This window comes from Pedobacter agri (genome assembly GCF_032678665.1).
GTDB lineage: Bacteria > Bacteroidota > Bacteroidia > Sphingobacteriales > Sphingobacteriaceae > Pedobacter > Pedobacter agri_A.
Genome location: NZ_JAVTSH010000008.1, coordinates 174,708 through 188,635, shown reverse-complemented (window position 1 = coordinate 188,635; position 13,928 = coordinate 174,708). Strand labels below are relative to the sequence as shown.

The following is a 13,928-nucleotide window of genomic DNA, read 5'->3' as shown; positions in this document are numbered from 1 at the left end:
TATTCATATTAATTTAACAGATTTGTTATGCATGTATATTAATTTTATATAATTTAGAAAGCTATAAACACAATACAATAATATGTCAGATATTGCAGAGATTAAAGTTGATGGTAAGACAGTAGAATTGCCAGTAATAACAGGAACAGAAGATGAAAAGGCTATTGATATTTCTAAACTTAGAGATCTTACAGGCTTTGTAACCTTAGATACTGGTTTTAAAAATACTGGTTCTACAAAAAGTAAAATCACTTTCTTAGATGGTGAAAAGGGGATATTAAAATATAGAGGTTATTCTATTGAGGAGCTGGCTGAAAAGTCGAGTTTCCTGGAAGTATCTTATTTAATCGTTTACGGTGAACTGCCAACTCAAACGCAATTAGATGCATTTCAAGCAGAAATTAGCAAGCATACTTTGATTCATGAGGATATGAAGAAGTTTTTTGATGGTTATCCATCAAGATCTCATCCAATGGGTCAGCTGGGTTCGCTAATATTCTCGCTATCTACGTTTTATCCAGAGTGTTTGAAGCCAAATCAAACTGCCGAAGAACAAAACTTAACCATCATTAAGTTATTGGCTAAATTGCCTACAATTGTTTCTTTCATTTATAAAAAATCATTAGGTCATCCACTTATTTATCCAAAAAATAAATATGATTATGTTACCAATTTCCTTTGGATGACATTTGGCCAACGTACCGAAGATTATGATGTAAATCCAATTGTTGTGAGTGCAATGAACAAGTTGCTTATTCTTCATGCAGACCATGAGCAAAATTGTTCCGCATCAACCGTTCGCATTGTAGGTTCTTCAGACTGTAACCTGTATGCTTCAATTTCTGCTGGTATCGCTGCACTTTGGGGTCCGCTTCACGGTGGTGCAAACCAGGCCGTTATCGATATGCTTGAATTAATTAAAGCTGATGGTGGCGATACTGAAAAATGGATTAATAAAGCTAAAGATAAAAACGATCCTTTCCGCATGATGGGATTTGGTCATAGAGTTTACAAAAACTTTGATCCTCGTGCTAAAATCATTAAAAAAGCTTGCGATGATATTTTAGAAAACTTAGGAATTGATGATCCGATTTTAGAAATCGCTAAAAAACTGGAAGAAGCAGCATTAACCGATCAGTATTTTATCGACAGAAAACTATATCCAAACGTAGATTTTTATTCAGGTATCATTTACAGGGCATTAGGTTTCCCTTCTGAAATGTTCACTGTGTTATTTGCATTAGGCCGTTTACCAGGATGGATTGCACAATGGAAAGAAATGCATGAAAACAAAGAGCCAATTGGCCGTCCTCGTCAAATCTATGTTGGCGAAACCGATAGGGATTTTGTTAGCATTGAAGATAGAAAGTAAATTAATACGGCATAAAAAAACCAGGTTTTGATAAACCTGGTTTTTTTATGCCGTAATGTTTGAAATTATGTAGCTACATAATAAATCAGATTCAGCATAATCATTTCTGTCAACTTCAGTGATACGTAATAAAGAATGACAATTAAGAACATCTTGCCTATTACCTTTTTGCGCTGATAAAATACTTTTAAAGCATTAAACATATACCAGCAAATCCAAGCAAATAAAGCAATTTTAATAATGGTAGACATCATACTTTCGGCTCCAAAAACATACTTCATAAATGGCCTTGTTAATATTGATACAATAAAATAGGCGGTCATTCCATGAATAGTAAATATTAGGTGGTCTAAGTAGTAGATATGATTTTTTCTAAAATTCCACATGATAAACAACGCCAAGAGTGGCATCAGCAGAAAGTATTGTTTTGGACGGTTATGCTCCAAAGTTTCCTGTATAACTTCCGATTTCTCTCCGATAGTGATGGCACGTTTCTTTATTAAACGATCGAACCAATTATCCTGATCTTGTGGCTGAAGTGTTTTTTGTCTGGCGAGATAGGCTGCATAGGTACTGTCATTACGGTCATCGTGAATTTTGCTGAACGTAGAGATTACCTCAGTTAAAGAATCTGATCTGGTGGCTTTATTTTGCTTTTTAAGATTTTCCAAAGCAGTTGTTTGTTCCTTAAAACCTAGACTTTTAAATTCCTCACGATCTAAATCCTCAGCAATCCGAGAGGTGGTTTCTTTCACAATGCCAGGGGCAGCATTGGTTAATCCGGCCTCCCTGAGTTTTTTCTGTACAGTATCGAGCGTGGCCTTTCTTTTCTGTGATTGAGCAGCGGTAACGGGTTTGTGCTTATTTTCCCTGTCCACATGCTCCGGAGAATACGCAACCAAGAAATATACAATTGATACAAATATGTACATACTTACCGGGTTGATGTACCTTGCCCTTTTTCCTGCAAGGTAATCAAGCGTTACTTGTCCGGGTTTGGTTAAAAGCGGAACAAGTGTTTGAAAGAATTTATTGTCGAAGTGAAAATAATGGGCAATACTGTGGCTGATAAAACCCCAAAAACTTTCTTTTAATTCTAAATTTGGTTGACCACAACTGCTGCAATAATGAGTTTCGACATGTGAACCACAGTTTAAGCAATTGTGTTCTTTTCTATACTTACCAGCTGACATAAGGGATTTCGAGATTGTTAATGAGTAATGGCATCAATAGCCTTTTCTTCGGCTTTAGTATGTTTGTGCTTAAATAAAATAGCAAATAAAACGGTAATCACCAGCGCATAAATGGTAAATGATAACCAGATGCTGTGCCAATCTTTCATATGGATGGTTTTGTCGAATGATCCATTCTCCAGAATAGAAACGCCTTGAGTTTTAACAAAATTAAGTAAATGGCTATTGGTTGTTTCCGATCCTACAAAATCGGAAGTTGCCTGAATGTTATTGAAAGATTTGGTGAAATATTTGTCAATCATCCAGCCAGAAACCAAACTGCCGAACACGGCACCAAATCCATTGGTCATCATCATAAACATTCCCTGTGCCGATGAACGCGTTTTTGCTGTTGTAGAGGTTTCAACAAACAGTGATCCTGAGATATTAAAGAAATCGAAAGCCATACCATAAACCACACAAGATAGGATGATCATCCAGAGGTTACCTGCCGGGTTACCATATGCAAATAAGCCGAAACGAAAAACCCATGCAAGCATTGCAATAATCATTACCTTCTTAATACCGTAACGTTTTAAAAAGAAAGGAATAGCTAAAATGAAAAGGGTTTCTGATACTTGCGAAATCGACATGATGATGGTTGAATACTTCACCACAAAAGAATCAGCATATTTTGGAAAGTTCTTAAATTCGTCCAAGAACACGTCGCCGTAAGCATTTGTTAGTTGTAGCGCACCACCCAAAAACATGGAGAAGATAAAGAATAAAGCCATTTTGTAGTTGGCAAATAATTTGAAAGCTTCAAGACCTAAGGTTTGCATTAAGGAAGCTTTTTCTGATATTAATCTACTTGGTTTACATTTTGGCAAGGTAAACGCGTAAACTCCTAACAATAAGGCTCCGGTTCCAGCAATATAAAACTGATAAGCGCTTGCTTTATTTCCGGTTAAGTTGGTGATCCACATGGCTGCAATAAAACCAACAGTTCCCCATACACGGATAGGTGGGAAATCTTTCACAACATCTAAATTTCCTGATTTTAAGGTGGTGTATGAAATGGAATTGCTAAGAGATATTGTTGGCATGTAGAAGCACATTGCCGCCAAAATTGTCCAGAAAAATGCATTTGGGCTTTCTACTTGTGGAAGATAAAACAATACAGCCGCATATAAAATATGAAGTATGCCATAAAGTACCTCTGCATTTACCCATTTATCTGCAATGATACCAGTTAGTGTCGGCATAAATAGCGATGCAAAACCCATTGTGGCAAAAATGGCTCCGAACTGCGTACCATCCCATTGTTTTGTGCCAAACCAGTAATTTGCAATAGTGATAAGCCAGGCGCCCCACACAAAAAACTGCATAAAGCTCATCAAGGTTAAGCGAAACTTAACGTTCATCATATTTGTTCGTTTGATTTTTGAAAGTAAAGGCTGAATATAGAACTATTTTAAAACATAATTCAAAAACGAACCCAAATTATTTTACACAATTTGGGTTCATTTGAAAATTCTGGCAGTAATATTGAAATTCGTTAGTGAAATTGCTAATATCACTTCTTTTGAAAGATAGTGATACTAAGATGTTCCTCTTTTATTTAATTCATCTCTCAATCTTGCTGCTTTTTCATAAGCTTCTTCTGCAATGGCTTCCTGAAGTTTTTGCTGCAATTCTTCGAGCGTTAAATCTCCGAAACCTTGCTGTTTCGATGAAGTCGGTGTAATATCTGCATCGGGTTCTTTAGCGATGGAATCCATATTTTCCAGGAAAAGAAAATCGTTTCCTTCTATTACAATTCCGGCTGAAGCCAGAATAAATTCATAGGTGTAAATTAATGCGTTAAAGCGCACAGCAAGTGCAATTGCATCAGATGTTCTGGCATCAATTTCATGCGTATTTTTACCATCGCTACAAATCAACTTGGCATAAAACACGCCATCCACTAAATTATAAATGATAATTTCCTGAATGTTGATATGAAAGGTATCTGCCATTGACTTAAACAAATCATGCGTGAGTGGCCTGCTTGGCGTCATCTTCTCGATTTCGATGGCAATGGCCTGGGCTTCGAATGCTCCAATGATAATCGGCAATCTTCGGCGACCGTTCACTTCTCCTAAAACAAGGGCATAGGCACCAGATTGTGTCTGGCTGTAAGATAAACCTACAATATCTAATTTTACTTTCTTCATATTTCCAGATGTCATGTTGAGCTTGCCAAACAACTTACTATTATTTCGGCAGGCTCAGGTTGACATGATTATACTTTGTGTGCTTTTAAAGCTTCAATTAATTTAGGTACTACTTCAAAAGCATCGCCAACAATTCCGTAGTCGGCAACTTTAAAGAACGGCGCTTCCGGATCTTTGTTGATTACTACAATCACTTTTGATGAGCTTACGCCTGCTAAGTGTTGAATTGCACCAGAAATACCGATTGCAATATAAAGATTGGGGCTAATTGCGATACCTGTTTGACCGACGTGTTCAGAATGCGGTCTCCAATCTGCATCAGAAACTGGCTTTGAGCATGCAGTCGCAGCGCCCAATAATCCAGCCAACTCTTCAATCATTCCCCAATTTTCTGGTCCTTTCAAACCTCTGCCGGCAGATACTACTAATTCTGCATCTGGTAACGACACTTTATCAGTTGCCCGAACAATGTCTTTGATAACAGTTCCTAAGTCTGATTGTTTAATGTCAGCAGAAAAGTTTTCAATAGCAATTTCTACGGCATTTTCTTTAACACCAAAAGCATTTGGGTTCAGTGCAATTACTTTATTTGCCGAGGTTAACTCGGTAACAGCAAATGCTTTCCCTGAAAAGGCGGTCTTTTTTACTGAAAATTTGCTATCATTACTTGGAAGCTCAACCGCACCATCAGCCAAACCTGCTTTAAGTTTTACTGCAATACGAGGAGCTAGGCCTTTACCAGAAAAAGAGTTTGATAATACCACAATATCAGCCGTTTCTTTCTCAGAAGCTGCAGCAATTACACTTGCATAAGCTTGGTTAACGAAGGTTTTTAGCTGCTCGGCACTCACGTTTAAAACTTTAGAGGCTCCATATTTACCTAATTCTTTCAATTCGGTTTCAGCAACATCACCGATAGAAATGGCAGTTAAGTTAGTTGATTGTTGATCAGCAATTGCTTTTGCATAGGAAACAGCCTCAAAAACAGATTTCTTAAACTTACCTTCAGCTTGTTCTACAAATACTAGTACAGACATATATTTATTTCTTTATCCTAAAAAAGGATCATGTAAACGATTTAATTACTTAAGTTCAAATCCCTTTCAGGGAATTTATTGGTTTATATAACTTTAGCTTCGCTGTGAAGTAAGCCAATTAAAGATTCGGTTTGATCTGCCGGAATTAACTTCACTGTTCCGCGTGGGGCAGGGGTTTCGTATTTGGTAATTTTAGTTACTTCTTCAAGCGCTACAGCATCTACAACTGTTAAAGGTTTTGTACGGGCACTCATGATACCACGCATATTAGGAATTTTAGGCTCAGCAACACCTTCTGCGCAGCTTGCTACAAATTTTCCAGTAACCGTTACTACTTCCTTGCCACCTTCAATTTCTCTCTCTACCGTTGCCGTATTTCCATCAACATCTAATTTTTTAATAATCGAGATAGAAGGGATATCTAAAAATTCGCCAACCATTGCAGCAACCTGATTTCCGTTATAATCAATTGATTCGCGTCCGGTTAAAATCAAATCGAAATCTTTTTCTTTTGCATATTCTGCAATCTGTTTCGCAACGAAGTAAGCGTCGCGAGGCGCTGCATTTACACGAACGGCCTCATCTGCACCTATCGCTAATGCTTTTCTAATGGTCGGATCGTTGGCAGCTTCTCCAACATTGATTACGGTTACAGTTCCCTTCCCACCTTCAGTTAGTTCAATTGCTCGAGATAATGCAATTTCATCATACGGATTAACAATATATTGTACACCCGCAGTATTGAATTCGGTATTATCATTAGTAAAAGTTATTTTTGTCGTCGTGTCGGGCACGTTACTGATACAAACTAATATTTTCATATGTTAATAGTGGTTTTTTAGTGAATATGAAATGCTCAGGGCTTAATAAAAAAGCTACCGATTTATCATATTAATTGTATTATTTATATAAGGTCTTTCTGCAAATTTAATTAAAAAAGCAAGGAAATAAAATGTCATCAAGCCGTTTAGCAAAGTTATTGGATTTTTTAGAAAATGATCCGAATGATCCATTTATACTATATGCCTTAGCCACAGAGTATAACACTCAAAATGATAAGGAAAAAGCATATTCTTTTTACCTTCAGTTAACCGATAAACATCCGGATTATGTTGGTACTTATTATCATTTGGGCAAACTGTTAGAAAAAGACAATCAAAAAGATAAGGCTATTGAAATTTATCAGAAAGGAATGATTGTAGCCCGAAACAAACGTGATATGCATGCTTTTTCTGAACTTCAAGGGGCATACAACACTGCGGCAGGTTTAGATTATGAGGACGATTAAACTTCATCATCATCTACAAATAGATAATCTTTCAGCAATCATCCAATTTAATGCAGGCTAAACCCATCTCTGCTAAAAAGCAGTGGCTATTTATCAGAAACGTTGTATTTTTTACCTTCACTTCGTTTGGAGGTGCGCAGGCGCATCTGGCTTTATTGTTGAAATACTTTGTGCAAAGCACCAAATTTATTTCGGAAGAAGAATTGTTGGAACTTAATGCGCTTGCTCAGGTTTTACCCGGCCCAGCATCTACACAAACGCTAGTTGGTATAGCCTGGAAGGTAGGAAAGTTGAAACTGGCTATCATCACCTTTCTGATCTGGATTTTACCGACTGCCGCAATAATGACTTTTGCCGCGATCAGCTATGCACTTCTGGATCAAAAGCAGAAGTTTAATGATATCCTGGAATATATTCAACCCATTGCCTTAGGTATTGTAGCCTATGGTGCATGGAAACTAGGCAAGAAAGTGTTGTCATCGCAAGTATCTATATTTCTGGCTATTGGATCAGTAGTAGCAACTTTCGTACTCAGAAATGCCTATGTATTTCCTTTGGCAATACTGGTTGGTGGAATTATCTCATCAGCAATTGAAACACCAAGTGAAGAAACCGAATTAAGGGTGCGTTTATTTTCAAATCTAAACCCGAAGAAATTAATATATTTTATAGGTGCCTTACTTCTTTTTGCTTTGGTTGGTGCCATTATTAACCGAACTTCTCCATTTAGTTTGCCAATTCGTTTGCTGGAGAATTTTTACCGTAACGGTATCCTAGTTTTCGGTGGCGGTCAGGTGCTGGTTCCGCTGATGTTTACGGAGTTTGTCGAAATGAAGCACTACTTACCTTCGTCAGGATTTTTATCGGGTTTTGCACTTCAGCAAGCACTTCCCGGACCAACCTTTTCCTTTACCAGCTATTTGGGTGCTTTAAGCATGAGAAATTTCGGTTATGGCATGTGGGGACAAATACTTGGCGGTTTAATTGGGGTAATTGGCATTAATTTACCAGGATTAATTTTGGTATTGTTTATTGTTCCTTTTTGGGATGACTTGAAAAAAATCTCTAGGATCCGCTATAGTCTTTCGGGTATAAATGCCGTAAGCGTTGGATTCATTATAGCCGCTTTTATTCTCTTACTGATTCCGATGGGTTTCAATCTGGTGTTTATCGGGATAATGATCGCAACTTTTTTACTGCTAAATTTTACAAAGATTAGTCCACCGGTTATCGTACTTGCAGGTATTTTAATAGGCTATTTGTTTTAACGGATTTTCAGATTTTAACCCACAAAAAAAGGGAAGCTGTTCGTTTCCCTTTTTGAAGTATATTTTAATTAAAACGGTGGATCATCATCACTGTAATCGTCCATTTTTGAAGGACGGATAATCACGTTACTTTGTTTTTCAAAATCTTGCGATGGATACATTCCTGCTGAAGGATCTGCTGCTGCAAATGATGTTGGCGCAGTAAAATCTTCTTCCAGATCTGTAAACTTTACAAACTTACCAACGAAACGTAATGGTACAATACCCGTTTCACCGTTACGGTGTTTGGCAATAATTACCTCGCCAATACCAGCTTGTGATCTTCCTTGCTCGTCTTCTGTGATTCCGTAATATTCAGGTCGATAAAGGAATAATACCATATCCGCATCTTGCTCTATAGATCCCGATTCACGTAAATCGGAAAGCATTGGTCTTTTACCTTGTAAACCAGGTCTGCTCTCCACCGCACGACTCAACTGTGATAGCGCCAATACAGGCACATCCAGTTCTTTAGCTACAGATTTTAATGCCCTCGAGATACTACCAATTTCCTGCTCACGGTTACCGCCACCTTTTCCACCTTCGCCTTTACCATGCATTAACTGTAAATAATCGACAATAACAAGTTGAATATCGTACTGAGATTTTAGTCTTCTGCACTTTGCTCTAAACTCGAAAATATTGAGGGCAGGCGTATCATCTATTAACAAAGGCGCTTCAGTTAAGCGGCCAATTTTACTATGTAATTGCTGCCATTCCCATTCTTGTAAATTACCTTTTCTAATTTTTTCCTGTTCAATTTCGGCTTCGCCGGATATTAAACGATTCACTAACTGAACGGATGACATCTCTAATGAGAAAACTACCGTAGGTTTTTGAAAATCAACAGTTGCATTTCGGGCGCAGGTAAGTACGAAGGCTGTTTTTCCCATCGCCGGACGGGCAGCAATAATTACAAGATCTTGTTTTTGCCATCCTCCGGTAATTCTATCTAAACCGGTAAAGCCGGTAGGAACCCCTGTCAACCCATCTGTCTTAGTTCTAAGCTCTTCTAATGTTGCTAAAGATTGTTTAATGATATCGTCCATCTTTTGCGTATCTCTACGTAAATTATTCTGGGCAATATCAAATAATCCCTTCTCTGCATGATCCAATAAATCAAAAATATCCGCTGTATCCTCATAAGCGGTAGTAATGATATCAGTAGAAATTCTAATTAATTCTCTTTGAATGTATTTCTGAGAAATGATACGGGCATGAAACTCAATGTTAGCTGCCGATGCTACGCGATTGGTTAGGTTGGTTATGTAATATGCACCACCCACCATCTCAAGTGCACCCATCTGGCGAAGCTCTGCAGTAACGGTTAAAATATCAACAGGCTTCGATTTTTCAAACAACATGTGAATGGCTTCGAAGATCTTTTGATGGGCCTCCTGATAAAAAACTTCGGGTTTTAAAATGTCGATTACTGCTGATAATGCATCTTTTTCTAGCATTAAGGCTCCTAAAACCGCTTCTTCTAAATCTAACGCCTGTGGCGGCAATTTACCCATTGTACTTACCGTATTGCTGAGCCTTGCTTTCCTCGCTGTTAAACTGTTTTTTCCGCCTTGTTCGTTATCCATACTCATGGTACAAAAGTAGTTAAATTTTGACGCGATTGTTTTAACAAGTTACTAGCTGTTTGTTAACAAATTGAAGTTTAATCAGATTAATTTTTTTTCGGTTTTTCGGAAATTATAAAATCTTTAAACAATTAAATGTTAAAAAGGGAATAGGGGTTGGGAATACGAAATAAGTTCTTTTCCCTATTTAGTATTCCCCATTCAATTAATCAATTTCCCAATTGCAACAGAATTCCCGTCAAAACAATTACTTTTGCAAACAATTTCAAACCATGGATAATTTTAGAAGACCTCAGCGGGTAAAGGAAAATAATGAATTCGTTTTCGGCATTAGAGCAGTAATTGAAGCTGTTAAAGCTGGAAGAGATATTGAAACCATTTATCAACAACGCGGTTTGGGTGGTGAGTTATTTCTGGAGTTGAAGGCGCTTTTGAAAGATACTTTGATTCCTTTAAATTCTGTTCCAATAGAAAAACTGAACAGAATGTCGCAAAAAAACCATCAGGGTGTAATTGCGGTAATCTCTCCAATTACTTACCAGAATATAGAAGATATCGTTCCTGCGGTTTTTGAAAAAGGAGAGGTGCCCTTGATATTGGTGTTAGATAGCGTAACTGATGTTCGAAACATGGGGGCTATTGCCCGTACGGCTGCATGTGTTGGTGTTCATGCGATTGTTGTTCCACTAAAGAATGCGGCTCAAATAAATGCTGATGCAATTAAGACATCTGCAGGAGCTTTATTTAACATTCCTATTTGCAGGCACGCGAACCTCCACAAAACCTGTTTGTTCCTGCAAGATAGTGGCTTGCAGATTGTAGCTTGTACTGAAAAAACCAGCGACCTAATCTATGCCCCCGATTATACCATGCCAACAGCAATTATTATGGGTTCGGAAGATGAAGGTATATCAAACGATCTTTTAAGGGTAGCTGATCACTTGGCCAAGATACCGATGGCAGGAAAAATCGAATCTTTAAACGTATCTGTTTCTGCTGGTGTAATTTTGTACGAAGCTGTAAGACAACGGACTACTGCTGTTTAAATCTTAGTTTGATTTCTGAATTGAAAATATTATTGTGTATTTTTATTTAGAAATCAAACCTAAATGCTCCCTGCAAAAAACATTATTGAAGTTATTTCATGTCTGGATGAAATTATCGACATCAGCCTGGCGAAAAAATCCCGTGCAGGTTACTTTGCATGTTTATATCGAAAGATGACTATTGCAGTGCAAAATGGGATTAACAACGGATTATTCTTTGACGGGCCAAGAATGGAGCAGCTGGATGTAATTTTCGCAAATCGTTACATCAATGCTTATTTCTCTCACACTAAAAATACTCCATTAACAGCATCCTGGAAATCTGCTTTCACTGCAACAGGCCAACCATACACTGTAATTCAACATTTGCTCATGGGCATGAACGCTCACATCAACCTTGATTTGGGAATTGCAGCAGCAGAAACTGCCAGGGGTATTGATATACAGCTGATTAAAAAAGATTTCGACTTGATTAATAATATCATTGGTAGCCTAATCAATATTGTACAGCAAGATCTGGAAGAGATATGTGCTCCAATGAAACTGCTGAAATATGTAGATAACAATAGTAAAGAATCGGTAATTAACTTTAGCATTACTGCAGCCAGAAATACGGCCTGGGCTAATGCGCAGGCACTTTCTGCAGTACTGCCAACTATGTACGATGGATACATCGTCAACTTAGATAGGAAAATTGATGTTGTGGCCAGGAATATTATCAACCCTAACTTTTCTCAAAGTATGATTTTAAGAGCAGTTAGGGCTTTTGAACCAAAAGATGTTGGCGTAATTATTAAATTTTTAAGTGATTAGATAAATTTATTGCCAAATCTAGATTTTACTTCGGCTACAAATTCTTTTACTTTCTGCTCTTCATTTCTCGGGCAAATCATAAGCATATTATTATTTTCCACCACGATGTAATCGTGCAAACCCTGGAGGATAACCAGTTTATCTTTAGGTACGTTCACCATGCAATTAGATGAGTCAAACATAATCACTTGCTCCGAAGGGATAACGGCGTTTCCAACATAATCTTTTTCTGCCATCTCATATATGGACGCCCAGGTACCTAAGTCAGACCACCCAAAATCAGCAGGTAAAACGTATACATTATCTGCTTTCTCCATGATACCAAAATCGATAGAAATGTTCGTACATTGCAAATAGGCATTATTGATGAAATTCTTTTCACGATCGGTATTCATCTCTGATCTACCTAAGTTGAAAATTTCATACATGTCTGGCAAATGTCTTTCAAAGGCTTTCAGGATCGATTTCGCTGACCAGATAAAAATACCTGCATTCCAGAGAAAATCTCCACTTTGAATAAAAGACTTTGCTAACTCAAGATTAGGTTTTTCCGTGAAGGTTTTAACCTTATGTAAATCAGTATCAGTGTTTAAAACATATTCGGTATGTTGGATATAGCCATATCCGGTATCAGGCCTGTTCGGTTTTATACCGAGCGTAATCAGGCAATCATTTTTAGAGGCTGCATTTAAAGATTGACTTATCGATTCTATAAAGCCATCAACATTAGCAATAGTATGATCAGACGGCGCCACAACAATTGTAGCGGCAGGATTAAGCTCATAAATTTTTAAACTCCCATAGGCCACGCATGGAGCAGTATTCCTAAGTAGAGGTTCAGCTAATATTTGATTATCAGACAGATCAGGTAATTGCTCCTTAACCAGATCAGAATAAATCTCGTTCGTAACAATAAAAATATTTTCTGGTAAACAGATTTTTAAAAATCTTTCGTAAGTACTTTGAATTAAAGTTTTACCTACCCCAAAAAAATCGATAAATTGTTTAGGGTATTCAGTTCTGCTAACTGGCCAAAAGCGACTTCCGACCCCTCCAGCCATGATCAGTGCGTAATAATCTTTATTCATTTTATGTTTTAAAATTACACGATACCTTCATTTAAAAGATCATGCAAATGGATAATTCCAAAGTAAGTGTTTTGTTTTAGAACTAACAACTGTGTAATGTTATTTTCCTTAATTATGTGTAGTGCTTCTACGGCAAGAGCGTCGGCTTGGATACTCTTTGGTTTTTTACCCATAATGTCTTCAGCCTTTAATCCTGCAATGGTCATGTTATTTTCAAGCATCCGCCTGATGTCTCCGTCGGTAATTACTCCTACAACCTGATCCAACTCATCTACAACAGCGACAGCCCCCAAACGGTTTTTACTGATTTCAATTAATACATCTTTTACCGCTGCCGAAGGACTTATAGATGGTTTTTCATTCGAGAGCGCAAGGTCTTGTGCCCTGAGGTATAGCTTTTTACCCAATGATCCGCCAGGATGATATTTCGCAAAATCAGCTTCATTAAATTCTCTGCATTCCAGTAAACAAATCGCCAAGGCATCTCCTAGTGCCAGTTGTGCTGTCGTACTCGTAGTCGGAGCTAAATTATGCGGGCATGCTTCTTTTTCGAAAGATGTATTTAGTACTAAGTCGGCTTGTTCCGCAAGAAAAGACTCCAGTTCCCCAACCATGCCTACCAGTTTGTTGCCTGCCGATTTTAATAAGGGTACCAATACTTTTATTTCAGGCGTGTTTCCACTTTTTGATAAGCAGATAATCACATCGTTACGCTGTATCATGCCCAAATCGCCGTGAATGGCATCTGCAGCATGCATAAATATTGCCGGAGTACCTGTTGAATTAAAAGTAGCTACTATCTTCTGAGCGATAATGGCGCTTTTTCCAATACCGGTTACAATCACCCTACCATCACATTGAAGAATGGCAGATACCACTTTTTCAAAATCATCGTTTATGTTTTTTGCAACATTTAATATTGCTGCTGCTTCAAGCTCTAACGTGCTTATAGCCGATTGGATAATATATTTTTTACTTTTCAAAGAGAAAATAATTGTTT

General features: G+C 37.6%; 13 protein-coding genes. 5 read left to right on the top strand and 8 right to left on the bottom strand.

Features of this window, described 5'->3' with window-relative positions; translation table 11 throughout:
• The first annotated feature begins 82 nt into the window (after positions 1-82).
• Positions 83-1,372: a citrate synthase gene (locus R2Q70_RS17235; RefSeq protein ID WP_316808786.1), complete on the top strand. Its 1,290-nt coding sequence runs from the start codon at positions 83-85 to the stop codon at positions 1,370-1,372.
• A 65-nt stretch (positions 1,373-1,437) separates the two neighbouring features.
• Here the strand turns inward: R2Q70_RS17235 and R2Q70_RS17230 are convergent, their stop codons facing one another.
• The 5 genes from R2Q70_RS17230 to R2Q70_RS17210 form a co-directional block, all read right to left on the bottom strand.
• Positions 1,438-2,565 (bottom strand): DUF3667 domain-containing protein, encoded by a 1,128-nt coding sequence (locus R2Q70_RS17230; RefSeq protein WP_316808785.1) that lies wholly within the window; start codon positions 2,563-2,565, stop codon positions 1,438-1,440.
• A 17-nt stretch (positions 2,566-2,582) separates the two neighbouring features.
• Complete coding sequence (locus tag R2Q70_RS17225) at positions 2,583-3,968, bottom strand: nucleoside permease (RefSeq protein ID WP_316808879.1); 1,386 nt, start codon at positions 3,966-3,968, stop codon at positions 2,583-2,585.
• 177 nt (positions 3,969-4,145) lie between these two features.
• On the bottom strand, positions 4,146-4,760 hold the full coding sequence (locus tag R2Q70_RS17220; RefSeq protein WP_029204471.1) for a bifunctional nuclease family protein: 615 nt from the start codon (positions 4,758-4,760) through the stop codon (positions 4,146-4,148).
• Between the two features lie 68 nt (positions 4,761-4,828).
• Positions 4,829-5,797, bottom strand: a complete 969-nt coding sequence (locus R2Q70_RS17215) for an electron transfer flavoprotein subunit alpha/FixB family protein (RefSeq protein ID WP_316808784.1) — start codon at positions 5,795-5,797, stop codon at positions 4,829-4,831.
• 83 nt (positions 5,798-5,880) lie between these two features.
• The gene (locus R2Q70_RS17210) at positions 5,881-6,618 is read right to left on the bottom strand and encodes an electron transfer flavoprotein subunit beta/FixA family protein (protein WP_316808783.1); all 738 of its coding nucleotides are present in this window, start codon (positions 6,616-6,618) and stop codon (positions 5,881-5,883) included.
• Between the two features lie 131 nt (positions 6,619-6,749).
• Between R2Q70_RS17210 and R2Q70_RS17205 the strand changes: the two genes are divergently transcribed.
• Positions 6,750-7,085, top strand: coding sequence for a tetratricopeptide repeat protein (locus tag R2Q70_RS17205; protein WP_316808782.1), 336 nt, complete (start codon positions 6,750-6,752; stop codon positions 7,083-7,085).
• Between the two features lie 50 nt (positions 7,086-7,135).
• A complete protein-coding gene (chrA, locus tag R2Q70_RS17200) occupies positions 7,136-8,353 on the top strand; it encodes a chromate efflux transporter (RefSeq protein WP_316808781.1) in 1,218 nt (405 codons plus the stop codon).
• Positions 8,354-8,421: 68 nt separating this feature from the next.
• Here the strand turns inward: chrA and dnaB are convergent, their stop codons facing one another.
• Positions 8,422-9,987: a replicative DNA helicase gene (gene dnaB, locus R2Q70_RS17195; RefSeq protein WP_316808780.1), complete on the bottom strand. Its 1,566-nt coding sequence runs from the start codon at positions 9,985-9,987 to the stop codon at positions 8,422-8,424.
• Between the two features lie 266 nt (positions 9,988-10,253).
• Between dnaB and rlmB the strand changes: the two genes are divergently transcribed.
• Both rlmB and R2Q70_RS17185 read left to right on the top strand, forming a co-directional pair.
• On the top strand, positions 10,254-11,027 hold the full coding sequence (rlmB, locus tag R2Q70_RS17190; RefSeq protein WP_316808779.1) for a 23S rRNA (guanosine(2251)-2'-O)-methyltransferase RlmB: 774 nt from the start codon (positions 10,254-10,256) through the stop codon (positions 11,025-11,027).
• A gap of 63 nt (positions 11,028-11,090) precedes the next feature.
• Entirely contained in the window at positions 11,091-11,840 is a 750-nt protein-coding gene (locus R2Q70_RS17185) for a DUF5995 family protein (RefSeq protein WP_316808778.1), read from the top strand.
• Here the strand turns inward: R2Q70_RS17185 and R2Q70_RS17180 are convergent.
• Positions 11,837-12,928, bottom strand: coding sequence for a mannose-1-phosphate guanylyltransferase (locus R2Q70_RS17180; RefSeq protein ID WP_316808777.1), 1,092 nt, complete (start codon positions 12,926-12,928; stop codon positions 11,837-11,839). The genes R2Q70_RS17185 and R2Q70_RS17180 overlap by 4 nt on opposite strands.
• A 14-nt stretch (positions 12,929-12,942) precedes the next feature.
• Positions 12,943-13,911: a KpsF/GutQ family sugar-phosphate isomerase gene (locus R2Q70_RS17175; RefSeq protein ID WP_316808776.1), complete on the bottom strand. Its 969-nt coding sequence runs from the start codon at positions 13,909-13,911 to the stop codon at positions 12,943-12,945.
• Positions 13,912-13,928 lie beyond the last annotated feature (17 nt).

Excerpts from the sequence above, each read along its gene's own strand:
- chrA (WP_316808781.1), top strand. The coding sequence starts at position 7,136 with ATGCAGGCTAAACCCATCTCTGCTAAAAAGCAGTGGCTATTTATCAGA.
- R2Q70_RS17205 (WP_316808782.1), top strand. The coding sequence starts at position 6,750 with ATGTCATCAAGCCGTTTAGCAAAGTTATTGGATTTTTTAGAAAATGAT.
- R2Q70_RS17215 (WP_316808784.1), bottom strand. The coding sequence starts at position 5,797 with ATGTCTGTACTAGTATTTGTAGAACAAGCTGAAGGTAAGTTTAAGAAA.
- R2Q70_RS17225 (WP_316808879.1), bottom strand. The coding sequence starts at position 3,968 with ATGAACGTTAAGTTTCGCTTAACCTTGATGAGCTTTATGCAGTTTTTT.
- rlmB (WP_316808779.1), top strand. The coding sequence starts at position 10,254 with ATGGATAATTTTAGAAGACCTCAGCGGGTAAAGGAAAATAATGAATTC.
- R2Q70_RS17235 (WP_316808786.1), top strand. The coding sequence starts at position 83 with ATGTCAGATATTGCAGAGATTAAAGTTGATGGTAAGACAGTAGAATTG.
- R2Q70_RS17210 (WP_316808783.1), bottom strand. The coding sequence starts at position 6,618 with ATGAAAATATTAGTTTGTATCAGTAACGTGCCCGACACGACGACAAAA.
- R2Q70_RS17220 (WP_029204471.1), bottom strand. The coding sequence starts at position 4,760 with ATGAAGAAAGTAAAATTAGATATTGTAGGTTTATCTTACAGCCAGACA.
- R2Q70_RS17230 (WP_316808785.1), bottom strand. The coding sequence starts at position 2,565 with ATGTCAGCTGGTAAGTATAGAAAAGAACACAATTGCTTAAACTGTGGT.
- R2Q70_RS17185 (WP_316808778.1), top strand. The coding sequence starts at position 11,091 with ATGCTCCCTGCAAAAAACATTATTGAAGTTATTTCATGTCTGGATGAA.
- dnaB (WP_316808780.1), bottom strand. The coding sequence starts at position 9,987 with ATGAGTATGGATAACGAACAAGGCGGAAAAAACAGTTTAACAGCGAGG.
- R2Q70_RS17180 (WP_316808777.1), bottom strand. The coding sequence starts at position 12,928 with ATGAATAAAGATTATTACGCACTGATCATGGCTGGAGGGGTCGGAAGT.